Source organism: Haloferax sp. AS1, from assembly GCF_014530665.1.
GTDB lineage: Archaea > Halobacteriota > Halobacteria > Halobacteriales > Haloferacaceae > Haloferax > Haloferax volcanii.
Genome location: NZ_SPSA01000001.1, coordinates 2,425,540 through 2,447,398 on the forward strand (window position 1 = coordinate 2,425,540; position 21,859 = coordinate 2,447,398).

A 21,859-nucleotide genomic window follows, 5' to 3' on the forward strand; every position below is an offset into this window, starting at 1 on the left:
TTACCAGTCGATGACTTCCTTGTCGCGCCAGAACTTCCCCGAGGGCGCGCCGGGCTTGAACGTGGCGAGCCACGTCGGCGTCTCCGCGCCCTTCTCGACCGGTCGGTTCGCCTCCTCGCCGCCCATGTCGGTGCGGACCCAGCCGGGACACACCGAGTTGGCGATGAGGCCGTCGTCGCCGTACTGGCCGTCGAGGTAGGCCGTGAGGCCGTTGAGGCCGGTTTTCGAGATTCGATACGCGGGCGACCCGCCGGACTGCTCCTCACCGAGCGCGCCCATGCCCGAAGAGACGTTGACGACGCGGCCGCCGTCGGTCTGGAGGAGCAGGGGAACGGCGTGCTTGCACAGGAGCATCGGCCCGCGGAGGTTGACGCCGAGCGTGCGGTCGATTCGCTCGGTCGGTTCGGCGACGATGTCCTCGCCCTCGCCGCCGACGCCGGCGTTGTTGACGAGGACGTCGAGGCGGTTCTGGTCGGCGAAGATGCCGTCGACGACCTCCTCGATGTCGCCCTCTTGGGTCACGTCGAGGAGGACGCGTTCGGTGCCCTCGGGCGTCTCGTTCGTCACGCTTCGGGAGCCCGCGTACACCGTCGCGCCGCGGTCGCGGAGGTTGGCGGCTATCTGGCGGCCGATGCCGCGGTTCGCGCCGGTGACGAGCGCGACCTGTCCGTCGAGGTCGTCGTAGCGGTCGGGTTCCATGGCTGCGTCTGCGAACTGAGAAAGGATATTCTCACCGAAGCGTGTCGGGCGCGGGTCGAGCGCGGGCGACCGGTCGGAGGGTCGGCAGGTCACTCGGCGGCGACTGGCCGAGGACCGAGTCACTCGACGGCGACGGAGAGTTCGCGGAACTCGTCGCCGGTCCACTCGTGGGCGGACAGTCGGCCGTCGGGCGAGCAGATGAGATAGACGTAGCCCGGCCACGAGGCCCGTTCCCGGTCGGTCGCGCTCGGGACCGGGTCTGACTCGGGATGCGAGTGGTAGAAGCCGACCGCGTCGTCGCCGGCGGCCTCGACCGCTTCGAGAATCGAAACCGTCTCCTCGGGGTCGAGTTCGTAGGCGACCCGCGGCTCGGCGGCGACGTTCGAAACGGGGTGGACGGCGGTGACGGTGCGCGCGTCGCCGTCGCCGGCGAGGACGCCGCAGACCTCCGCGGGCGGGTCGGCGGCGGCACCCTCGCGGGCGTGCGAGAGCATCGCCGCTCGCGCGTCGGCTGCGAGCGAGAGCCTACTCGAAGTCACGGCGCATGGCGATTTCGAACCACGGGCAGAGACGCAGTTGGCGGTACCACTCGGGGTTGTCGTGGAGGTGCTCGTAGTCCGCCCAGAGCATGCCCGCGATTTCCTCTTCGTCGGGGTCGAGGGAGGTGTCTTCGAGCGTGACCTTCAGGACGGCACAGACCTCCCATTCGAGGCCGGCGCTCTCGTAGTAGCGCTTGTACTCGAACTTGTCCGTGACGCGGAGGTCGGAGTACTGGTCGGGCGAGATGCCGAGTTCCTCTTCGAGGCGCTCTCGGGTGGCTTCCTCTTGGGTCTGTCCCTCGACGGGGTGGGAGGCGACGGTGCCGTCCCAGGAAGTGTCCCACAGGCGCTTGTTGGGGGCGCGCTGGGCGAGGAGAATCTGGCCCTCCTCGTTGAACACGAGGCAGGTGAAGGCGCGGTGGCGGATGCCGTCGCCCGTGTGGGCGTCGAGTCGGTTGACCGTCCCCTCCGCGTTGTCGTCGGAGTCGACGGCGATGACGTCCTGCGCTGCGTTCTTGTGGAGTTCAGTAGCCTCGTCGGCCGCTGCGTTGCTCATGTGCCTTCCGTCGGAGTCGGGGGTCAACTAAGCTTCGATGCGAATCGCGGACCACGCGGCGGCGCGGCGTCAGCCGAGGCGCTCGTCGAGAATCAGGCGGGTTTTCGTGCTTTTCACGTCGTCGTGCTCGCGGGCGCGGGTGATGAGGTCGTTGACGGCGCGGGTGTCGGCGGCGTCGACGACGAGGACGATGTCCTCCTCGCCGGAGACCTGCCAGACGAAGTCCACGTCCTTCCAGTCGGCCATCAGCTCGGACACGTCGTTGGTGTCCACGTCGACCGCGACGGTCACCTCTATCATCGCCTTCAGGTTCCCCGTGCGGGTCGAAATCGTAAAGCGCTCGATGACGCCCTCCTCGACCAACCGCTCGACGCGGTTTCTGACGGTCCCCTCGGAGGTCCCGACCTCGGCCGCAATCTCCGTGTTGGGGGTCCGAGCGTCCCGTCGAAGGATATCGAGAATGCGTCGGTCAAGCTCGTCCATACACCACGTGCCCACCCCAGCGACTTACCGATTACGAATTTCGTAACTCGACTTCGAAAGTAACACTTATGCACCCGTGTTCCGTTCGTTTCTCGTAATGTCGGACGCCTATCTGGCGCTGGAAGACGGACGCGTGGTCGAAGCGCGTGGCCGTGTTCCGGGGCGCACACGCGGTGAACTGGTGTTCACAACCGCATATACGGGATACGAAGAGAGTCTGACCGACCCTTCGTACGAAGAACAAGTCCTCACCTTCTCGTACCCCCTCATCGGGAACTACGGCGTCCGAGCCGAGCGATTCGAGTCCGACCGGGTCCACCCTCGGGCGGCCGTCGCACGCGAGTTCACCGAGGAGGTCGTCGAGTGGCTCGCAGACGAGGGCGTCCCGGCGGTCGACCACCTCGACACGCGCGACCTCGTCACGTCCATCCGCGAGGAGGGCGCGATGAAGGTCGGCATCGCCGTCGGCGAGGACGTGACGCCGGAGGACGCGAAGGAGGAACTCGCGCAGTGTAAGGGCATGAGCGAGCACGTCGACATCGGCGCGCAGGTCACCACGACCGAACTGACGACGTTCGAGGGCGACGGCGACACCACCGTCGCGCTCGTCGACTGCGGCGCGAAGGGGTCCATCGTGGACTCCCTCGTCGACCGCGGCGCGACGGTGCACGTGCTCCCCTACGACGCGGACGCCGAGGACGTGTCCGCGCTCGACCCCGACGTGCTGTTCATCTCGAACGGCCCCGGCGACCCCGAGAACTACACCGCGACGCACGACCTCGTCGAGGAGTTCGCCGGCGAGGTCCCGCTGGCGGGCATCTGCCTCGGCCAGCAAATCGTCGCCAGCGCGCTCGGCGGCACCACGGAAAAGATGGCCTTCGGCCACCGCGGCGTCAACCAGCCCGTCCGCGACCTCCAGACCGGCAAGGTCGTCATGACGACCCAAAATCACGGCTACACCGTCGCCGACCCCGGCGACAAACTCGACGTGACGCAGGTCAACGTCAACGACGACACCGCCGAGGGCCTCGCCAGCGAGGAACTGAGCGTCATCACGCGCCAGTACCACCCCGAAGCCCACCCCGGCCCCCACGACTCGCTCGGCTTCTTCGACGACGTGCTCGCCATGGCGGGTACGGAGGGAAACGAGCATAAGCCCCGAGCCGTCGCCTCGGACTGACCACCGCGGCCGCGACTGCGACCGCGACCACAATCGCAACCGCGACTGACCCGATTCCAGACGCCCGGTCGACTGCACCACGACCGCCGGCGGCCGAACACCGCTTTTCGAATATCTCGCGCCGCGAGCGGGCGGTTCGTCGTTCCCCGCCGTGGTAGAAACTGTCAAACGGGTTCCCAGCGTACGCTCTGTGATGGACGACGTATCGCTCATCGAACGCGGCTTCGAGGAGTTCCCGGCGACGATTGCGCTCCTCGACAGCCGCGGCGACATCGTCTACACGAACCGGTCGTGGCGGGCGTTCGCCGACGCGAACGACTACGCGGGCGACCCCGATTCGACGGGTGTCAACTACCTTGCAGTGTGCGACGCGGCCCGCGAGACCGACGAAATTGCCGGCGTCGTCGCCGACGGCATCCGCGCGGTTCTCAGGGGTGACCGCGACCTCTTTACCGCCGAGTATCCGTGTCACTCGCCCGCAGTCTACCGGTGGTTCGCGCTCCGGGTCGTCCCGATAGACACGCCGAGGCACGGGAGCTTCGCGCTCGTCTCCCACTTCGACATCACCGACAGGCGGCTCGCGGAGCTGCAGGTCAACGAGAAAAACGAGCACCTCGCGGCGCTCGTCAGCGTGCTCGCCTCGGAACTCAAAGCCCAGCTCGCGTCGGCCACCGCGTCCGTCGAGCGACTCGCCGCGGTCGACGGCGACGCCGCGGTGACGCTCTCCGAAAGCCTCTCGCGCATCGATTCGCTCGTCGAGTGGGGCATCGCCGTCGCCGGGCAACCGAGCACGCTCGACCTCGGGGCGGTGGAGTTCCGCCCGCACGTCGCGCAAGCACGGGCCCTCGCGTCGCCCGATGGCGCGGACGACGCTTCGCTCCGGGTCGTCGGCGACGGGTCGCTCTCGGCCGACACCCACCTGTTCGGCCTGTTTCTGGTCGCGGTGCTCACGAACTGCTACGAGCGGAACGCGTCGTCCGGTTCGTCGTCCAGCGTCGTCGTCGGGACGACAGCCGACGGCTTCTACGTCGACGACGACGGCCCCCGCCCGTCACCGGAAGAGCTCGCGGCGGTGACCGCGGATTCGAACCAGCTGCTCGGCGTCGATTACGACGCCACGCATCTCTCGACGGCGCGGCGAATCGCTGACCTGCACGGCTGGCAGTTCGACGTGGGCGACTCGGAGCTCGGCGGGGCGCGCTTCGAAGTCCGCGGCGTCGACTGGAACTGACCGACGGTCGGCGGTCGACGGTCGTCGAAAGCGCGCACTTGCGCGCCCGTCAGGAGAGGTCGGCTTCCATGACGAACGTCGGCTCCTCGGCGAGGTCGCTCCGAGCGAGTGCGGCGTCGGTAATCCAGTCGATGCGCTCGGGGAACAGGACGCGCGTCCGGTCCGCGCCGACCGAAGCGGCGTCGCGTCGAATCGCGTCCAACAGCGACTCGCAGGCCGACGCGTCGTCCCACGCGGCGACCGCGTACTCGGCCCACGTCTCCTCGCCCTCGCCCTCGTCGTCGCGTTCGCGCGAGTAGGTCCGGTTGCGATAGGTGAATCCGGTCGCGCGGTCGTCCCCGACGACGAACAGTCGGTCGTCGGCCGCGGCGTCGTGGAGGCGGTCGCGGGTCAACTCGGAGAGCGCCCACGTCTCGACGGGGTCGAGCGCGAGCCCTGACAGCGCGGTTCGCGCCTCGCTCCCGGTCCAGTAGGTCCACGCGGCGTCGGCGTCGTCGCGGATGGCTGCCGCCGGGTCGGCGGTCGCGTCCGGGTCGGGCGTCGCCCAGCGGAACTCGATGCCGGGGTCGAACCCGACCGTGCGGGCGTTGGCGAGGCTCGGGACGTTCCACGAGTAGACCATGTTGCGGACACGCCGCGCGCCGCGCTCGCGCGCCCAGTCGAGAAGCGCGTGCGACAGTCGGGTCGCGAGACCCTGTTCGCGGTAGTCGGGCGCGACGCGCATACCCTGCGCCCACCCCTCGTACTCCGACAGCATGACGACCTGCGCGATGGCGGCCACGTCGTCGGAGGGCGTCTCCTCGCCCATGTCGACGAGGAGCGTCGCCTGCGCTAACTCGCCGGGGGAAATCCAGTCGTGGTAGATGTCGGGGATGTAGTCCGACCCGCCGCGGTCGGCCCACGTGTCGCGGGTGAACGCGGCGACCGCGTCGTAGTCCTCGGGTCGGGCGGGTCGAATCTCCATCAGTTCACTCCCACGGGACCGAGCGCTGGGTCAGTTCGCCTTCGAGGTTCCGACCCATCGCGTCGGTCGGGTCCGCGACGTTGGCGAGCGCCCACATGAGCTTCACCTTCGCCGTGCCGGGGAGCGTGTCGCCCGCCTCGACGACGCCGGCGTCGAGCAGGTCGCGCCCGGTGTCGTAGACGCGGTCGCAGACGCGGCCTTCGAGACACTGCGAGGTCATGGCGACGACCGTGCCGCCCTCGACGAGTTCCTCGAACCGCGGGATGAGGTCGGTGTGGACGTGGCCGAGGCCCGTCCCTTCGATGACGACGCCGGCTTTCTCGTCGAGGTAGTCGAGCGCCGCGGGGTCCATCCCCGGCGTGAACTTCACGAGTTCCACCTCGGACTCGATGTCGGCGTGGAGCGCGAGGTCGGCCTCGCCGCGGGGGGTGTAGTCGCGGCGGAACGTGACCTCCTCGGCCTCGTAGTCGACCTCGCCGAGCGGCTTCGCGCCGACGGTCTCGAACGCGTCGCGCCGGGAGGTGTGGTTCTTGCGGACGCGCGTCCCCTCGTGGAGCGCGCAGACGTCGTCTGACTCCGAGGCGTGCATACAAACCATCACCTCGGCGGCGTCGGCCTTCGCGGCCTCGACGGCGCAGACGGCGTTCATCACGTTGTCGGAGGAGGGGCGGTCCGCCGAGCGCTGACTGCCCGTGAAGACGATGGGAACGGGCGTGTCGAGCATGAACGACATCGCCGACGCGGAGAACTGCATCGTGTCGGTGCCGTGCATGACGACGACGCCGTCGGCTCCGGCCTCGATTTCCTCGGCGACGGCCTCGGCGAGGTCGACCCACACGTCGGTCGTCATGTTCTCCGAGAGGATGTTGGCGACGACGCGGCCGCGGTAGTTCGCCCGCCCCGCGAGGTCGGGGACGGCCCGAAGCACGTCCTCGGCGTCGAACTGCGCGGTCACCGCGCCCGTGCGGTAGTCGACCGTCGAGGCGATGGTCCCGCCGGTCGAGATGAGCGAGATCGTCGGCAGGTCGTCGTCGAACTCGATTTCGGAGGTGCCGTCGCCCTCGGACTGCGCGTCTTCGATGTCGTACACGTCGGTTTCGAGCACGTCCACGTCGGCCCCCTCGCGGGCGATGCCGACGTTGTACCCGCCGTCGAGTTTGACGACGAGGTGGTCCTCGGTGGAAGACGGCATGAGCACGCCTTCGTTCGTGACGTCCGCGCGGGTGACGCGGACGCGGTCCCCTGCGTTCATATCGCGGGATACCGCGGGGGCAGACTTCAAACCCACCATTCCACCTTTTTCCTCCTCGGGGTCGCGTAGCGACCCGCTCGGAGCAAAAATCTGGACCAAAAATGCCGAACGGTTCGCTATGCTCACCGTTCGGTGCGATCGCTGGCCACGATTATCACAGATTCATACCCGACCCACGAGCGTGACAGAGGTGATGTTAGCTCCCACGACATAACGAACACAAGACATTTTACCCGACCGTCCGTCGGCCAGCGTATGCTCCCCACGATACTCCTCCAGTCGGGCGGTGCAGGCGCGCTCGTAATCGGCCTGCTGTTTTTCCTCCTGTTCCTCGGGATGGTAGTGTGGACGTACAGCGACGCGCGGCAAAACAGCAGTCACCCGGCGTTCCTCTGGGCCGTCGTCGTCTTCCTCGCGCCCCTTCTGGGACTCGTGTTGTACTTCATCCTCGGCCGCAACGCGTAGGACCGAGACGACCGGTGCACCGTCGCGCGCCGGAACACTCACCGCGATCGACTCACCGGCACAAGAGCCATCAGGCTCGCCCGCGACCCTGTACGCATGCAACGGTCGGACCAACGGGAGTCTGAGCAGTCCGTCGACGACCTGCTCTCCGGGGTGAACCGCGAGCGCGACGAGGCGACGCAGGCGGAGCGTTCCGCCTCGTCCGGCGGCGGCGGTCGCCTCGGCGGGCTGTTCTCCCCGCGCGTGTTCCTCGCGGCGCTCCTGCTCTCCATCGGCGGACTGCTCGTCGGCGGCGCGATTCCCCTCGTCGGCTTCATCGGCCGGTTCGTCGGCATCGCCGCCGCCGGCTTCGTCCTCGGCGTCGTCGGCTCGAAGCGATACTACACGGAGGTCGTCCTCGCCGGTGCAATCGCGGCGGGCCTCGCGTTCGTCCTCTCGACGCTGTTCGCCGTGTTCGCGCCCTTCGCGGTCCAACTGCTCGCGGACTACGGCGTCGCTATCGCGGGCGTCGGCGCGGCGAGCGGCGGGCTCGCGGGGCTGGTCGGTCACTACTTCGGCCGCGACCTCAGAAACGGGCTGACCCAGGAGCTGTAAGCGTCAGTCGATTCGCCAGCGGTCGCCGTTGTGGGCGACGAGGCCGCCTTCGGCGAGGTGGTGGAGCGCGCTGTCGACGACCGCGGGGTCCGCGTTGAGTTCCTTTGCGATGCCGCGGACGGTGTTCGACCCGTTGGCGAGCGCGGCCAGAATCTCCGCGTAAAAGCGGCTGTCGGCGTCGACGCCGAGGCGGTCGTTGAGGCGGTCGAGCACGTCGGTGATGCGGCCCTGCACCCACCGCTGAGCCAAGGAGAGTTCGTTGTCGAGCTCCTCCAGTTTCCCGAGTTCGCGCGCCAACTCGGAGACGTCGTCGGTGCCGGCGTTCTCAACTTCGAGCGTCACGTGCGGACAGCGCCCGGCCATGTCGAGGCTCGGACTCGGCGGGTAGGCGCTCTTCGCGCCGAAGCCGTACGGCGAGACGTTCACCTCCAAGCGGAGGTTCCGCGAGATGTGGAAGTACTTGCGCCGTTGGTCGTCGGTGCGCGACTCGATGAGCCCCGCGTCCTCCAGCTTTCGGAGGTGGTCGATGACGGCCTTGGGGCTGACGCCGAGGTACTCGCTTATCTCGGTGACGTAGCACGGTTTGTGCGAGAGCAACCGCAGGATGCGCCGGCGGTTTTCGTTCCCGAGTAGGTCGAGCAGTACCGCGGAGTCCATTACGAGGTCATAGACTGCCGGTGGGGAAAAGCCTGACTCATGTGATACTCCGCGCCGTCGTGCGATTAGCGATTGTGACTCGCGGGGCGTTCACGGGCGGTCTCCGTGGCGTCCGGGAGGCGGTCGAACGCCCGCGACGCGAGGAACACCGCGAGAAACGAGAGGGCGACGGTGATGCCCGCGAGGAGCGCCCCCGCCTCGTACTTCAGCGGCGGGTAGTAGCCGAGGCCGTAGTCGAACACGTCGTTGACGAGCGCGAGCGTGAGGGCGAACCCGAGTGCGCCCTTCGTGGTCGCGCCGTACCGCGGCACGACGAGCGCGAGCGCGAGAAAGCCCGCGTGAGTGAGCATGATGCCCCAGTAGTCCCACAGCGCGGCCCCGGAGAAGCCGACGTAGAGGTCGGGGCGGAGGTTGAGCGCGACGACCGTCCAGACGCCGTATTTGACGAGCCAGACGAACGCGAGCGTGTGGAGGTACGCGAGCGGTCGGTTGACGGGTGCGTCGGCGACGCGGCGACCGAGGTTCGGAAGCAGCGTCGCGGCCGACAGCGTCATCAGCGCGAGGGCGGCCGGCGAGTCACCGAAAAGCGGGTAGAGAAACGTCGGCAGGTCCGACAGCGCGGGGTCGGAGTGGACGTAGAAGCTCACCCCGACGAGGAACGCGGCGGCGTTGAGGACGAGGAAGACGACGAGGCTCGGGCCGTTTCCGAGGTAGTACTCCGTCCAGTCGTCGACCGCCGCGTCGAGGTCGAAATCGCGCAGACCCATCGCCGAGTCGGACGGCGCGCCGAAAGAAAAGACCGTCGGGGCGACACCCCGGGGTCGATGGCTCCGTACGCGACACGTTGTCACCCCATGTCGGGAGCAAAGGACAGTTAGCCCGGCGCGCCGAACGGCGACGTATGGACGCAGCACTCATCATCCTCGACGGGTGGGGACTCGGCGACCACGACCGCCGCGACGCAATCAAGGCGGCGGACACGCCGAACTTCGACCGCTACCGCGACGCGGGCGCGTTCGGGACGCTCATCGTCGACGGCCGGCGCGTCGGTCTCCCGGACGGCCAGATGGGCAACAGCGAGGTCGGCCACCTCAACATCGGGGCCGGCCGCGTCGTCAAGCAGGCGTACACCCGCATCGGCGACAGCATCGACGACGGCTCGTTCTACGAGAACGACGCCATCACGGCCGCCTACGACCACGCCGACGAACACGACGGGCGCGTCCACCTCATGGGCCTCGTCTCCGACGGCGGCGTCCACTCCGACCAACAGCACCTCCACGCGCTCATCGAACTCGCCGCCGACCGCGGCGTCGAGGCCGTCACCCACGTCTTCACCGACGGCCGCGACACCAGCCCCACCGGCGGCGAGGAATACCTCTCCGACCTCGAAGCCGTCGCCGACGAGCAGGGAACCGGCGGGGTCGCCACCGTCTCCGGGCGCTACTACGCGATGGACCGCGACCAGAACTGGGAACGCACCAAGCGCGCCTACGACGCCATCGTCGAGCGGGAGGCCGAGTGGACCGCCGAGACGGCCGTCGACGCCGTCACCGAGTCGTACGACCGCGGCGACACCGACGAGTTCGTCGAGCCGACCGTCGTCGACGACGCGCCCGCGCTCGAAGACGGCGACTCGGTCGTCTTCTTCAACTTCCGCGCCGACCGCGCGCGACAGCTCGTGCGGATGCTCTGCGACATCGAGCCCGTCTGGGAGTTCGAGACGACGCCGCCGGAGCTTCTCATGACGACGATGACGCAGTACGACAAGACGTTCGACGTGTCCGTGGCCTACCCGCCGGAACAGCCCGAGGACACGCTCGGGGAGGTGCTCGCCGGGGCGGACATGACGCAGCTTCGGATGGCGGAGTCCGAGAAGTACCCCCACGTCACCTACTTCCTCAACGGCGGCCGCGAGGTCGAGTTCGACGGCGAGATTCGGAACATCGTCGAGAGCCCCGACGTGCCGACCTACGACCTCCAGCCCGAGATGTCCGCGGTGGAGCTCACCGACACGGCCATCGACATCATCGAGTCCGACGACCCGAACGTGATGGTGCTCAACTACGCCAACCCCGACATGGTCGGCCACACCGGCGACTACGAGGCCGCCATCGACGCCGTCGAGGCCGTCGACGAACAGCTCGGGCGGCTCGTCGAAAGCGTCCGCGCCCGCGGCGGCCACGTCTGTATCACCGCCGACCACGGCAACGCCGACGACATGGGCACCGAAGACGACCCGCACACGGCCCACACGTTCAACCCCGTCCCGTTCGTCTACCTCGCGGCCGACCGCGACGACGAGGCGGCCGCGGAGAACGACGCCGAGGCCGAGCAGGACGAAGTCGACCCCGACCACCCGCTTTCGGGCGGCCGGACCGTCCGCGAGGGCGGCTCGCTGTGCGACATCGCGCCGACAATCCTCGAACTCGTCGGCGTCGACCAGCCGTCCGCGATGACCGGCGAGTCGCTGTTAGATTAGAATAAGACGCCGCCGCTCGCGCACCGATTCTCGCGTTTTCTTTCTCCGTCGCTGTTTTCCTACGCGCCGGACTCGCCCCAGTAGCGGCGGTACGCGGTCGGGACGAGCATCGACACGCCTGCGATAGCGGCGAGGACGACGAACTCCGGGCGGACGGCCGCAGCGAGCGAGTCCGTCGTGAGCGTCTCGACGGACGCGCCGGCGACGACGCCCGCGACGGCCCACGGAAGCTCCCCGGCGGCGGTCCCGAGCGCGAACGCGCCGAGTCGGACGTTGGCGACGCCCGCCGCCACCGACACCACGTCGGAGGGAACCGGCAGCAGACGGCTCGCGGCCACGCCCTTCACCGACCCCGTCTGTTCGACGGTTCGCTCGCCGACGCCGGCAAATCTGGTCGCCCCGCGGTAGCGCCGCGCGAAGAGGAACGGCGGGACGCTCGTGAGGACGATAAGTGCCAGCGCGAACGGCACGCCGACCGGCCCGAGCCCGTAGCCGACGACGAGCGCGAGGAGCGTCGTCGGCCACGCGAGAAGCGGGCGCACGAGCGCGAGCGCGCTCACGACGACGACGAGTCGCACGGGGTCGGCGGCGACCCACGTCGCGTGTGCGATGACGGCGTCTGGCGACGCGAACAGGAGACCGGCGATGACGGCCGCGAGCGCGAGGCCGGCGGCGAGACGCGGACGGGGCACGGAAGCTCTGGAGTCGGTTGTCGCGCCGCGACCAAACGCTTTGTGCTTCGGAGGGCTTTAGCCCGCCCCCGTTCGATTGGCTCCCGAACCGTGACCGAGCCCACACGCGACGAGCGCGTCGAACTCGCGCTCAACCTCCTCGCGCACCTCGAAGCCGACGAACTCTCCCTCGCCGAGGTCGTCGACCGCATCGAGACGGTCACCACGGACCCGACGCTCACCCGCGACATCCTCGACGCGGCGGAGCTTCGCGGCATCATCGAGCGCGAGGGCGGCCGCATCCGTCACAACCGCGGCGGCACGTTCGTTCGGTTCGAGAGTCAGGTCGTCCAACGCGAGGGCGACTTCGACTGCCGCCGCTGCGGCGCGTCCATCTCGACGGGCCACTTCGTGCGGTTCGACTCCGGCGAACTCGGGCCGTTCGGCTCGTCGTGTGTGAGAAAAGTACTCGGGCGGGAGTAGGTCGCCGCGGTCGTCGCCGGTCGCGCGACCGCGTTACCGCCCGCGGCGGAGTTCTTCGATGAGCTGTTCGACCAGCTCCTGCTGGTGGCGAATCTGCTCGCTTTGGGCCTCGACGACCTCGCGGAGCGACTCGACTTCGGCAGCGAGAGCGGCGTAGTCAGCGTCCGCGGTGGCGGTATCGCCCGCCTCGGACTCGGCGGCCGATTCGAAGCCCGACCCTTCGAATCCGAGGTCGTCGGCGCCGGCGACGTTGCCGGACGACTGCTCGGCGGCCGGCGACTCGGCGGCCGACTGGGTCGTCGCGGCCTCGGCCGCCTTCGCTTCCGCCACCGCGCCGGTCGCGGCGGCAGCCTCGGCGGACCCGGTGGACTGGTTCCGAGCGGCCTGCTGGGTCGGCTCGGCGGGCGCGGCGTCCTCGGAGCGAGTGGCGTTCGCCGGCTCGTCGGATAGCTCGCCGGGGTTCGCGCTCAGCGGGTCCGGCCCCGCACCGAAGTCGGTGTTGTCGCGCTCCGTGTCGGCGCCCTCGGCGGCCGCCTGTGCCTGTTCCATCTGGACGCGGAACTCTTCGAGGCTGCCGACGCCGTGGTAGTCACACAGCGCCCGCGCGAGTTTCTCGCGAACGAGTCGCGCCTGTTCGTTGGGAATCTTGAACCGCTCTTGGCGGCCGTCGACGGTGAGTACGACCGTCGTGGCGACGCTTCCCGACTCGAATTCGAGGTCGGTCACGTCAGCGAAGCGGTACGCCTCGTAGTCCTCGTCCCAGACCGCGCTCCCGATGTGCCGGACGACGCGGGCGTCGGTGATAACGAACGTGAGTTCGCTGAACCGGAACGCCTGAACCAGACGCTCGCCGTCTTCGTCGGTCACGCCGGCGGCCGAGAGGACGCCCTCGACGATGGGCTGGAGCGCGTCGTCGAGTCGCTTCGCGGACAGCGAGAACGTCTCGCTTCCGTCGAGACCGTAGTCCAGCGATATCTTCGCTTTTCGTCGCCCCTCCTTGACGGACAGTTGCTCGGCAGCGTGCGAGAACTCGTCGACGGACTCGTCCGAGAGGAGGCCTTCGGCCCGATAGACGAGCGTCCGCGTCGGAGTTACAAACAGTTCGTCCTCGCCCCCGAGGTGGACGCGGGTCACCACGTCTTCCTCTCCGAGGACGGACTGGACGATCTCCGGTTGGCTCATGCGTGTGTGCACCCGGTGTTGGGACATAAATCCGCGGGTGATGACTCGAATCGAGTGCCGTGGTGACCCGTCCCGCGGTCGTCGGAGATGAGAAGCTTAAATACAACCAGCACACAACGGGAAGTTGAGCCCGGGTGGCTTAGCTGGACATAGCGCCGCACTCATAGGGTTTCACAATCGGTGCGGAACGCCTTGGAAGCCTCCGCCCCCCGCGAGGTCATGCCGGCCTCGCACCTGGGACATGCGGAGATCGTGGGTTCGGAGCCCACCCCGGGCATTCTTCGATTTCAGTACGTGATTGACTAATACGGGCATCGCAATGCCGTCTCCTGATTCTTCACTTCGATACGGGTTCGTCTGAAACCAGCAACAACTCGTCAAGGCAGTCATCGACTTCGAGCTTCAACCCCACAAGGGTTCGTCTGAAACAAGTGATTCTCGTCGGTCTTAACCAACACCCGGCCGAGCTTCAACCCCACAAGGGTTCGTCTGAAACCCGGCAGTGCGTCGAGGACTGCCCGGCCGAGTTCCAAGCTTCAACCCCACAAGGGTTCGTCTGAAACCGACGCCAACGGCGGTGGACTCGATGCGGAAGCTCGCTTCAACCCCACAAGGGTTCGTCTGAAACTCGACCGTCTCGCCCGCCTCAACCTCAACATTTCGCTTCAACCCCACAAGGGTTCGTCTGAAACGCCCGGACACGGATACCCCCGCACCCATCAAAAGGGTGCTTCAACCCCACAAGGGTTCGTCTGAAACGATAACGACCTGGACGGGATAGCCGGTGCGCTCGAAGCTTCAACCCCACAAGGGTTCGTCTGAAACACAGACAGATGATGACTAAACACCACGCAAGCCATGCGCTTCAACCCCACAAGGGTTCGTCTGAAACACTCGGAGGCGACCGGACCGACCGTCGACGAGCTGCTTCAACCCCACAAGGGTTCGTCTGAAACTGACGTTCCCCGACGTGTCCCGCCGCGAGTTCCAGCGCTTCAACCCCACAAGGGTTCGTCTGAAACCCTACGAGCGCATCACGTACTCCGACCTCGTGCGTGCTTCAACCCCACAAGGGTTCGTCTGAAACAGTCTACTTACCGCTACTATCTTAGTTTGGTATGCTTCAACCCCACAAGGGTTCGTCTGAAACTCATGGGGTGGTTGGAACGATCTCGACACCTTCTTAGCTTCAACCCCACAAGGGTTCGTCTGAAACACCCGCACACTCCAGCGGTGGATTCGGACTTTGTGTGCTTCAACCCCACAAGGGTTCGTCTGAAACCAGTCGCGTCACGAGTCCGCAAGAGGTCCCAAACGCTTCAACCCCACAAGGGTTCGTCTGAAACGCTGTTCGTCGACGCGACCGCGACCGGGGCGACGCACCTGCGCAAGCTTCAACCCCACAAGGGTTCGTCTGAAACGGGTGACGACTGATGCCGCCCGCGACCAACGTCCTCGCTTCAACCCCACAAGGGTTCGTCTGAAACGACGAGGTGGTCGTTGGCTTTGACCGGGCGGCCAGTCGCTTCAACCCCACAAGGGTTCGTCTGAAACGATGCTCGTAGGGTGTTTGTGCTGGTGACATGGGTCAGGCTTCAACCCCACAAGGGTTCGTCTGAAACCATCCCGAATTCACGGGTACAATGACGTGTATCACCCGAATTCAAAAGAGTGTTTCCGTCGACCCTCAATTCACCCGAAACCCCCGGGGGGTCGACGAAAACGTCGGGTCGTCACTGGCGGTGTCGAGAACCACTCGGGCAGTCGTCACGCGGTCGGTTCGTCCGCGGGGCGCGGCCGCACGCCGAAAAAATTCGAGGGGGAGCGTCGAGAGCGCTAGTCGAGCGGGTCGTCGAGTTCGCCCATGACCGCTTCGAGGGCGTCGGTCGCGGTGAGGAGGCCGACGACCTCGCCGTCCCGCAGGACGAGCGCGAGTTCCTGGTCCTCGGCTTGGAACTGGTCGAACGCGTCGCTGACGTTCGTGTCGGCGGCGAGCGTCATCGTCGGCGCGGCAATCTCGTCGAACGAGCGCTCGCCGGCGCGGAGCGCCTCGAAGTTGTCGATGATGGAGGGCGCGTAGACGACGCCGCGGAAGTCGGTGAGCGACTCACCGACGAGCGGGAAGCGGGTGTGCGGGGTGTTCCGAATCCGCTCGAAGTTCTCGCCGGGCGTCGCGGTCGTCGAGAGCGCGACGATGTCGGAACTGGGAATCATGATTTCGCTGATGGAGAGTTCGTCCACGTCGAGCGCGTTGAGCACCTCGTCGCGGCGCTCCTCGGGGAGTTCGCCCTCCTGAAGCAGCGAGTGCAGGCGCTCGCGGAGTTGGCCGCGGGACTCGATGACGTCGGTCTCGGTTTCGAGCCACGCGCCCGTCATCTCGATGCCGAAGAGCTTGAGCGTCCACTTGGCGACCCAGTCGCCGAACTTGATGAGCGGCGAGATGGCGACGTAGAACCAGTGCAGCGGCGTCGCGCCGTAGCGACAGACCATCCGGGAGCGCTCGACGCCGAGGTACGTCGGCGTCTGCTCGCCGTGGGTGAGGTGCAGGAGGTTGATAATCAGGTAGGCGATGAGCGCGCCGGCCCCGATGGTCGCGAGCGTCGTGCCGGCGAACAGCGGCTCGAACAGCGCCGCCAGGGCGGGCTCGGCGACGATACCGACGGCGATGCTCGACGCCGTAATTCCGACCTGACAGGTCGTGAGATACAGTTCGAGCTCTTGGGTCATCTCCCAGGCGCGTTCGAGCCGAGAGTCGCCGTCGACGAACTCGGACTCGGTGAACTGTCGGGCGCGCGTCAGCGCGAACTCGATGGCCACGAAGAAACCGTTCGCGAGGATGAGGAGTACCCCCGCGACGAGTCGTATACCGATCTCTGTTGGGTTCATCTGTGTCGGTGTCCCGTCCGTTCGAGCGCGACCGGTTAGAAAGCATCGGTCGTCCGAATATATATGTAACCAGTTGTCGGGAGTCGGTTATAAATTGAGGAAAACTGCTGTTCTGATAATCTTGTCGGGAAGGTTAATGTCGCGGCCGACAGACGACCACGTGAATGACGAGTCGAGAACTCGACGCGCTGGACAGGCGGATACTGTACACGTTGCAGGCGGAGGCGCGCCGCACGTCGTCGACCGACATCGCAGACTCGCTCGACGCCTCGGCGAGCACCGTCCGGAACCGCATCCAGCGGCTCGAAGCCGACGGGGTGCTCCGCGGCTATCACGCCGACGTGGACTACGAGCGGGCGGGCTACCAGCTGTACACACTTATCGTCTGTACGGCACCGATTCCGGAGCGCGAGGAACTGGCCGAGGCCGCCGCCGCGGTTCCGGGCGTCGTCGAAGTACAGGAGGTGATGACCGGCGAGCGGAACGTCATGGTCCGGGCCATCGGCGTCGACGGCGACGACCTCAGCCGCATCGGCGAGGAGTTAGACGAACTGGGCCTCCGCGTCTCCGACGAGGACCTGATTCGGAACACCCACCGGAGCCCGTACGCGAAGTTCGGGGATGGCGACGAGTGACCGACTGCACGAGCGGCGACACGCCGTCTCACGGGGGAGTTCGCCTCGTTTCGTCTCCGGTGACGCGGTTCCCGAACCACCGGTACAGCTTTGATAGGTGATAACGAACTGGTAATCGCCGTTGTCAGAGACCCTCCCGTTCGCGTCGGTCTCTCGCCGACCGAATGCCCCCCACCACCACCATCACCATCACCACCAGAGCGGTTCAACGCGCTCCGACAACGGGTAGACGCAGCTGCAACAGCATCGCGCGGTCGAGGTCCCCGCACTCGCCGCGTGGTACGCTACGTGGTTTCACCGGACGACCGCCCCCGGTCGTTCGCTTCCGACGGCGTCCACGCCTCGGTTGTTCGTTCTCTACCCCCGTTTGTGACCCGTGAGCGACGCGCCCGCCGGTCGAGAGTCGCCGTCCGAGCGACTACTTCGGGTGGGGCCTCCGCCGCGCCGAGTGCAGCGGTGTCGTCGGCTGTCCGAGGCTGCCGGCACCGGGGTGGACCGAGTCGGCCCGAGCCGAACCGGACCGGACCGAACTGGACCGAACTGGACGGAATCGAACGAGCCCGGGGAAATCTCCGAGTGACGCTGCCGACGGCAGTAAGGGATATGTCGGTCGCGTCCTACGAAACCTCGTATGGACGACGACGCCGGACGGAACGCGTGCGCTATCGAATCCCCGAAGGGCAGACCCTGCCCCTTCTGCGGCACGTCGATGGACCACCGCCACTGCAAGTACGTCTGCCCGGAACACGGGGTCGTCTACGATTGCAGCGACACGTTCTGGTAACGAAAACTGACAGAAGCCGCCTGAGATGGAACCGCCGCGAAGTCGGGGGATTCGCGGGTTGATTTCACGACGGCACGAAGCGTTATGTCGGCGGCGGCCTAACAAACGGCCGTCCTCCCCGGTCAGTTCAGTTGGTCCCGAGTCGGACGCGCCCACGCACACGAAACGATGCTCAACGAATCACAGGTCGAGGCGGGAAAAGACATCCAACAGCGGACGGGAAAGACGTTTTACTTCGCGACGCGGCTCCTTCCGGAGCGCGTCAGACACGCCACGTACGTCCTGTACGCGTTTTTCCGCGTCGCCGACGAGGTCGTCGACGCCGAGGAGACCGCGCCGCCGGCACAACAGCGCGACCGGCTCGAACGCCTCCGCGCCGAGGCGCTCGGCGTGGTCGAGACCGACGACCCCGTCCTGTCGGCGTTTGCCGAACTCAGAGCGCGCTACGGTATCGACCCCGACGACGTGAACGTCTTCATCGACGCGATGGAGTCGGACATCGAGAAGGACCGCTACGAGACGTACGCGGAGTTAGAGACGTACATGGACGGGTCGGCCTCGGCGGTCGGCCGGATGATGACCGCCGTCATGCGGCCCGACGACCCCGAGGCGGCGCTCCCGCACGCGACGGCGCTCGGGCAGGCGTTCCAGATGTCGAACTTCCTCCGCGACGTGGGCGAAGACGTGGTCGAGCGCGACCGGGTCTACCTCCCGCAGACGACGCTGGACCGCCACGGCGTCGACACCGAACAGATTCTCGACCTCGACTTCGACGAGCGCGTCGCCGACGTGATGCGCGACGAACTCCGCCGCACGGAGTCGCTGTACCGCGACGGCGTCGCCGGCATCGAGTACCTCCCGGCGGACTGCCAGTTCCCGGTGTTGCTGTCGGCGGTGCTGTACGCCGACCACCACCGGTCGATTCGAAAGCTCGACTACGACACCCTCACGACGACGCCCGAACTCGGCTTCGGCCGGAAGCTCACGCTCCTCGCGAAGACCGCGGCGTACTGGGCCGTCTGGCGCGACCCCGTCGCCGTGTTCAAGGCCGTCAGCGTCGTCCCGTACCCCGACGACGACGAACTCGACGCGGAGTTCGGCCCCGGTTCGACGCCGGTCGACCACTCGCGGCGGAGCGGGCGCGTCTCGGGGTGGCTTCGGTCGCTGAGCCGCTGGGGCTCGGACTGACGGCGTAATTTCTCCGCGAGTGAAACGGTTTACTGGGTGGCCGACGGAGTCCTCTCCATGTACCGCGTCACCCTCGACACCCGGTTAGACTGTCCACTGGGACGGGTGACCGCCGCGCACGACGTGACGCTTACCACGCCGTACTGGAATCTCTCGCCCGAGACGGGTCGGTGTGACCTCTGGGTCGAAGCCTCGTCGCCCGGGCGGTCGCAGTTGGAGTCCGGCATCCGGGCGCTCAGAGACGCCGACGGCGTCAGCTATTTCGAACTCAAGCGGAAGCGCGGCTCGCACGCGACCGCCCACGTGGTGCTCGAAGAGACGGTCGCCATCGAAACGGTCCTCGCCAACGGCGGCGCGGTCATCGGCCCGCTCCGCGACAGAGACGGCTGGGAGCGGTGGCATCTCGGGTTCGCCGACGCCGACGCCGCGGCCGCCACCCTCGACTCGCTCGACCGTCGCTACGAACTCGCCGTCGTCGAGCAGACGCCGCTCGACGACTCGATTCCGACCGACGTCTTCCGACACTTCCACGAGGCCGCGACGCTCCTCGACGGCTGCGACCGACTCACCGACACGGAGGCGCGAGTGCTCCGAACCGCGGTCGAACACGGCTACTACGAGACGCCGCGGAGCGAATCGCTCGCCTCTCTCGGTGACCGCTGCGGCGTCTCCGACGTGGCCATCTCGAAGACGCTCCGCCGCGCTGAGCGAAAACTCCTCGGGGCCGCCGTCTCCGCGCTCGCCGGCCTCGATGGGTTCGATTCCGACCCCGACTCCGATTCCAGCTCCGACCCCGACTCCGATTCCAGCTCCGACCCCAATTCGACGAACGCGCGACCCGACGGCGGGGGTTAGCATCCTAACCCTCCGGTTCTCCGGGGTCGCCGGCGTAGGTCTCGGTGATGAGCGCACACGCCGACGCACCGCTCTCGACCGCCGACGGACCGAAGCCGACACCAGAGACGCACCCACAGACCGCCGACTCGCTCACGCCCGCGACCCCGCTGTCTCCCATCTTCACGCGCCATGGTCGGTGAGTCGCTTCCCGCCGGTCGCTCTCGGAGCGTCGCCCTGTTCGTCGTCTTGGCGGCGCTGTGGGGCGGAGCGTACCCCGCGGTGACGCTCGGGCTGGAATCGTTCCCGCCGGTTCTGTACGCCGCGCTCCGACTCGACATCGGCGCGGCGCTCCTGTTGCCGTACGCGGCGTGGCGCGCCGACTACTGGCGACCCCGGACGAGACGCGATTGGGCGGTCGTCGCCGCGGCCGGACTCCTGTCGCTCGCGGGGTATAGCGCCCTCCAAAACATCGGTCAGCAGAGCGTCCCGAGCGCGGTCGCGTCGGTGCTCGCGGGGTTGATTCCGATACTGACCGTCGGCTTCGCGAAGCTGTGGCTTCCCGACGAGCGGTTCGGCCCGGTCGAACTGCTCGGCGTCGCCGTCGGCTTCCTCGGACTCGTCGTCGTCACCGACCCGGAGCCGGCGAACCTCCTCGGAGCGAACGCGACGGGACAGGCGATACTGGTGCTCGCCGCGGCGGCGTTCGCGCTCGGCGGCGTGCTCACCCAACGAATCGAGACCGACCTGCCGTTCGCCGCCCAGACCGCGTGGGCGATGGTCGTCGGGGCCGCCGCGACCCACCTCGCCAGCGCCGCGAGTCCGACGGAGTCGCTGGCGCAGGTCGACGTGTCGCTGGCTGGCATCGGCGGCCTCGTCTACCTCGGCGTCTTCGCGAGCGCGGTCAGTTACCTGCTGTACTTCTCGCTGCTCCCGCGGCTCGGCTCGGTCGAACTCAACCTCGTCACCTACGCCGTCGCCGGCTTCGGGACGGTGTACAGTTGGCTCCTGTTCACGGAGCCCGTGACCCCGACCACGCTTCTCGGCTTCGGGCTCATCCTGCTCGGCTTCGGCCTGCTCAAGTGGAAACGACTCGGGGCCGTCTACCGTGGCCGGCGTCGCGGCGTCGAGTCGGACTGAGGAGTCGAAGCAGGGTCACGCGACTCCAACTCCCGCGAGCGACTACCGGGCACTCAGGAACGCCACGGCAACCGCCGCGGAAGCCGGAGGAGCCGCGAGTCGAACCGGTCCGTTTTGAGCAGTCCGACGCCGAACAGCGCCGCGACCGCGACGGGAATCCAGTTGCCGAACCACGCGTTGATGCCGCCCCAGAGGATGACGAAGCTCACGAGGTCGTCGAGCATGAACTCCGTGCGGTCGAGGCGGGCGAGAAGCGCCTCGCGGTCGAACGACCGGTCGAGCGCGACGACGGCGACGGTCGCGCTGACGACCCAGCCGGCGTAGTTCGAAAGCGGGACGCCGTAGAACAACAGTGCGTCGTCGCCGAGGCGGTAGTACTCCCAGAAGCCGAGCGCGACCGCGCCGGGGTCGAGCACCACGTCCATGGCGAGGACGGCCGCGGTGACGACGCCGAGGCGGACGGCCCCGTTGCGGGCGCGGTCGCCCAGCAACAGCAGACACAGCAGGTAGGCGTTCATCACGAGCGGGATGAAAAACACCGGCAGCCCGACGGGGACGCCGGCGACCGTCGGCCCGAGGTCGACGCCGTAGTGGAACCAGCCGTACGGCCAGCCCGTGGTGACGCCGGTGTACTCGATGGCGTAGGCGTAGGCGGTGAGCGCGCCGACGCCGAGGGCCGCCCGACGCGTCACGAGTGGGAGGACGCCCACGATGAGCGGCGAGCGCATCACGAGCGTCCCGAGGAGGATGAGAAACGCGTTGAACGCCAGCGGGTCGGGGAGCCAACCCATCGCGCTGGCGACGAGGAGCACCGCGCCGTTCAGCGGGAAGAACACCGAGATGGTAAAGCGGTTGTCGCGCACCAGCCGGTCGAGCGCGTCTTCGGCGTCGCGGCGGCTAGAAGGGAGCCGCGCTCGCAGGTCGCTCGCGCTCACGGGCGCACCTCCGGGGACT

Annotated in this window: 24 protein-coding genes, 1 tRNA gene and 1 CRISPR repeat array; of the genes, 12 read left to right on the forward strand and 13 right to left on the reverse strand. The window is 67.5% G+C overall.

The genetic code is table 11. From position 1 onward, the window contains the following. The 4 genes from E4P24_RS12695 to E4P24_RS12710 form a co-directional block, all read right to left on the reverse strand. Positions 1 to 699: an SDR family NAD(P)-dependent oxidoreductase gene (locus tag E4P24_RS12695; RefSeq protein ID WP_115891479.1), complete on the reverse strand. Its 699-nt coding sequence runs from the start codon at positions 697 to 699 to the stop codon at positions 1 to 3. 119 nt (positions 700 to 818) lie between these two features. Beyond that, positions 819 to 1,238 (reverse strand): desampylase, encoded by a 420-nt coding sequence (locus tag E4P24_RS12700; RefSeq protein ID WP_188148553.1) that lies wholly within the window; start codon positions 1,236 to 1,238, stop codon positions 819 to 821. Continuing rightward, positions 1,225 to 1,794 carry an NUDIX domain-containing protein gene (locus tag E4P24_RS12705; protein ID WP_004062449.1) on the reverse strand — a complete coding sequence of 190 codons (570 nt, stop codon included), beginning with the start codon at positions 1,792 to 1,794 and terminating at the stop codon, positions 1,225 to 1,227. Before E4P24_RS12705 ends, E4P24_RS12700 begins: the two co-directional genes overlap by 14 nt. Positions 1,795 to 1,863: 69 nt before the next feature. Beyond that, a complete protein-coding gene (locus tag E4P24_RS12710; protein ID WP_004042482.1) occupies positions 1,864 to 2,277 on the reverse strand; it encodes an Lrp/AsnC family transcriptional regulator in 414 nt (137 codons plus the stop codon). Positions 2,278 to 2,374: 97 nt separating this feature from the next. Here E4P24_RS12710 and carA point away from each other — a divergent pair, with 97 nt between their 5' ends. Together carA and E4P24_RS12720 are read left to right on the forward strand one after the other, a co-directional pair. After that, positions 2,375 to 3,457 (forward strand): glutamine-hydrolyzing carbamoyl-phosphate synthase small subunit, encoded by a 1,083-nt coding sequence (carA, locus tag E4P24_RS12715; RefSeq protein WP_049921865.1) that lies wholly within the window; start codon positions 2,375 to 2,377, stop codon positions 3,455 to 3,457. Between the two features lie 193 nt (positions 3,458 to 3,650). Then, positions 3,651 to 4,688 (forward strand): PAS domain-containing protein, encoded by a 1,038-nt coding sequence (locus E4P24_RS12720; protein WP_115802897.1) that lies wholly within the window; start codon positions 3,651 to 3,653, stop codon positions 4,686 to 4,688. A gap of 49 nt (positions 4,689 to 4,737) precedes the next feature. Here E4P24_RS12720 and E4P24_RS12725 read toward each other — a convergent pair whose 3' ends face one another. Further along, positions 4,738 to 5,652: a GNAT family N-acetyltransferase gene (locus tag E4P24_RS12725; protein ID WP_115891480.1), complete on the reverse strand. Its 915-nt coding sequence runs from the start codon at positions 5,650 to 5,652 to the stop codon at positions 4,738 to 4,740. A 4-nt stretch (positions 5,653 to 5,656) separates the two neighbouring features. Then, a complete protein-coding gene (gatD, locus tag E4P24_RS12730) occupies positions 5,657 to 6,904 on the reverse strand; it encodes a Glu-tRNA(Gln) amidotransferase subunit GatD (protein WP_115802895.1) in 1,248 nt (415 codons plus the stop codon). A 255-nt stretch (positions 6,905 to 7,159) separates the two neighbouring features. On the opposite strand from gatD, the gene E4P24_RS12735 reads away from it, so the two are divergent. Together E4P24_RS12735 and E4P24_RS12740 are read left to right on the forward strand one after the other, a co-directional pair. Then, positions 7,160 to 7,369 carry a PLDc N-terminal domain-containing protein gene (locus tag E4P24_RS12735; RefSeq protein WP_004042489.1) on the forward strand — a complete coding sequence of 70 codons (210 nt, stop codon included), beginning with the start codon at positions 7,160 to 7,162 and terminating at the stop codon, positions 7,367 to 7,369. Between the two features lie 96 nt (positions 7,370 to 7,465). Continuing rightward, the gene (locus E4P24_RS12740; protein ID WP_004042491.1) at positions 7,466 to 7,963 is read left to right on the forward strand and encodes a hypothetical protein; all 498 of its coding nucleotides are present in this window, start codon (positions 7,466 to 7,468) and stop codon (positions 7,961 to 7,963) included. Positions 7,964 to 7,966: 3 nt separating this feature from the next. Here E4P24_RS12740 and E4P24_RS12745 read toward each other — a convergent pair whose 3' ends face one another. Together E4P24_RS12745 and E4P24_RS12750 are read right to left on the reverse strand one after the other, a co-directional pair. Continuing rightward, a complete protein-coding gene (locus E4P24_RS12745) occupies positions 7,967 to 8,620 on the reverse strand; it encodes a metalloregulator ArsR/SmtB family transcription factor (RefSeq protein WP_004042493.1) in 654 nt (217 codons plus the stop codon). Between the two features lie 65 nt (positions 8,621 to 8,685). Beyond that, positions 8,686 to 9,387: a DUF1405 domain-containing protein gene (locus E4P24_RS12750; RefSeq protein ID WP_004042494.1), complete on the reverse strand. Its 702-nt coding sequence runs from the start codon at positions 9,385 to 9,387 to the stop codon at positions 8,686 to 8,688. A 134-nt stretch (positions 9,388 to 9,521) separates the two neighbouring features. On the opposite strand from E4P24_RS12750, the gene gpmI reads away from it, so the two are divergent. Next, a complete protein-coding gene (gene gpmI, locus E4P24_RS12755; protein WP_115861852.1) occupies positions 9,522 to 11,102 on the forward strand; it encodes a 2,3-bisphosphoglycerate-independent phosphoglycerate mutase in 1,581 nt (526 codons plus the stop codon). Between the two features lie 59 nt (positions 11,103 to 11,161). On the opposite strand, the gene E4P24_RS12760 is transcribed toward gpmI, so the two are convergent. Beyond that, positions 11,162 to 11,794 carry a TVP38/TMEM64 family protein gene (locus E4P24_RS12760; protein WP_115802893.1) on the reverse strand — a complete coding sequence of 211 codons (633 nt, stop codon included), beginning with the start codon at positions 11,792 to 11,794 and terminating at the stop codon, positions 11,162 to 11,164. A gap of 90 nt (positions 11,795 to 11,884) precedes the next feature. Between E4P24_RS12760 and E4P24_RS12765 the strand changes: the two genes are divergently transcribed. Then, entirely contained in the window at positions 11,885 to 12,256 is a 372-nt protein-coding gene (locus E4P24_RS12765; protein WP_188148554.1) for a DUF5830 family protein, read from the forward strand. A 33-nt stretch (positions 12,257 to 12,289) separates the two neighbouring features. Here E4P24_RS12765 and E4P24_RS12770 read toward each other — a convergent pair whose 3' ends face one another. After that, complete coding sequence (locus E4P24_RS12770; RefSeq protein WP_115802892.1) at positions 12,290 to 13,438, reverse strand: hypothetical protein; 1,149 nt, start codon at positions 13,436 to 13,438, stop codon at positions 12,290 to 12,292. Between the two features lie 128 nt (positions 13,439 to 13,566). On the opposite strand from E4P24_RS12770, the gene E4P24_RS12775 reads away from it, so the two are divergent. Continuing rightward, positions 13,567 to 13,715, forward strand: a tRNA-Met gene (locus E4P24_RS12775). A gap of 57 nt (positions 13,716 to 13,772) precedes the next feature. Next, a CRISPR array of direct repeats spans positions 13,773 to 15,060; the repeat unit is 30 nt; unit sequence GCTTCAACCCCACAAGGGTTCGTCTGAAAC. Between the two features lie 214 nt (positions 15,061 to 15,274). Here E4P24_RS12775 and E4P24_RS12780 read toward each other — a convergent pair. Further along, positions 15,275 to 16,324, reverse strand: coding sequence for a CNNM domain-containing protein (locus E4P24_RS12780; protein ID WP_004062441.1), 1,050 nt, complete (start codon positions 16,322 to 16,324; stop codon positions 15,275 to 15,277). 164 nt (positions 16,325 to 16,488) lie between these two features. Between E4P24_RS12780 and E4P24_RS12785 the strand changes: the two genes are divergently transcribed. From E4P24_RS12785 to E4P24_RS12800, 4 genes are all read left to right on the forward strand, one after another. Then, the gene (locus E4P24_RS12785; protein WP_004042506.1) at positions 16,489 to 16,959 is read left to right on the forward strand and encodes an Lrp/AsnC family transcriptional regulator; all 471 of its coding nucleotides are present in this window, start codon (positions 16,489 to 16,491) and stop codon (positions 16,957 to 16,959) included. A 631-nt stretch (positions 16,960 to 17,590) separates the two neighbouring features. Continuing rightward, entirely contained in the window at positions 17,591 to 17,743 is a 153-nt protein-coding gene (locus E4P24_RS12790; protein ID WP_004042510.1) for an HVO_2523 family zinc finger protein, read from the forward strand. A gap of 168 nt (positions 17,744 to 17,911) precedes the next feature. Continuing rightward, a complete protein-coding gene (locus tag E4P24_RS12795) occupies positions 17,912 to 18,931 on the forward strand; it encodes a phytoene/squalene synthase family protein (protein WP_115861850.1) in 1,020 nt (339 codons plus the stop codon). A 57-nt stretch (positions 18,932 to 18,988) separates the two neighbouring features. After that, complete coding sequence (locus tag E4P24_RS12800) at positions 18,989 to 19,786, forward strand: helix-turn-helix domain-containing protein (RefSeq protein WP_115802890.1); 798 nt, start codon at positions 18,989 to 18,991, stop codon at positions 19,784 to 19,786. A gap of 4 nt (positions 19,787 to 19,790) precedes the next feature. Here the strand turns inward: E4P24_RS12800 and E4P24_RS12805 are convergent, their stop codons facing one another. After that, positions 19,791 to 19,946, reverse strand: coding sequence for a hypothetical protein (locus E4P24_RS12805; protein ID WP_158543170.1), 156 nt, complete (start codon positions 19,944 to 19,946; stop codon positions 19,791 to 19,793). 11 nt (positions 19,947 to 19,957) lie between these two features. On the opposite strand from E4P24_RS12805, the gene E4P24_RS12810 reads away from it, so the two are divergent. Beyond that, on the forward strand, positions 19,958 to 20,905 hold the full coding sequence (locus tag E4P24_RS12810) for a DMT family transporter (RefSeq protein WP_004062438.1): 948 nt from the start codon (positions 19,958 to 19,960) through the stop codon (positions 20,903 to 20,905). A 53-nt stretch (positions 20,906 to 20,958) separates the two neighbouring features. Here the strand turns inward: E4P24_RS12810 and cruF are convergent, their stop codons facing one another. Further along, the gene (cruF, locus tag E4P24_RS12815; RefSeq protein ID WP_004062437.1) at positions 20,959 to 21,840 is read right to left on the reverse strand and encodes a bisanhydrobacterioruberin hydratase; all 882 of its coding nucleotides are present in this window, start codon (positions 21,838 to 21,840) and stop codon (positions 20,959 to 20,961) included. Positions 21,841 to 21,859: the final 19 nt, after the last annotated feature.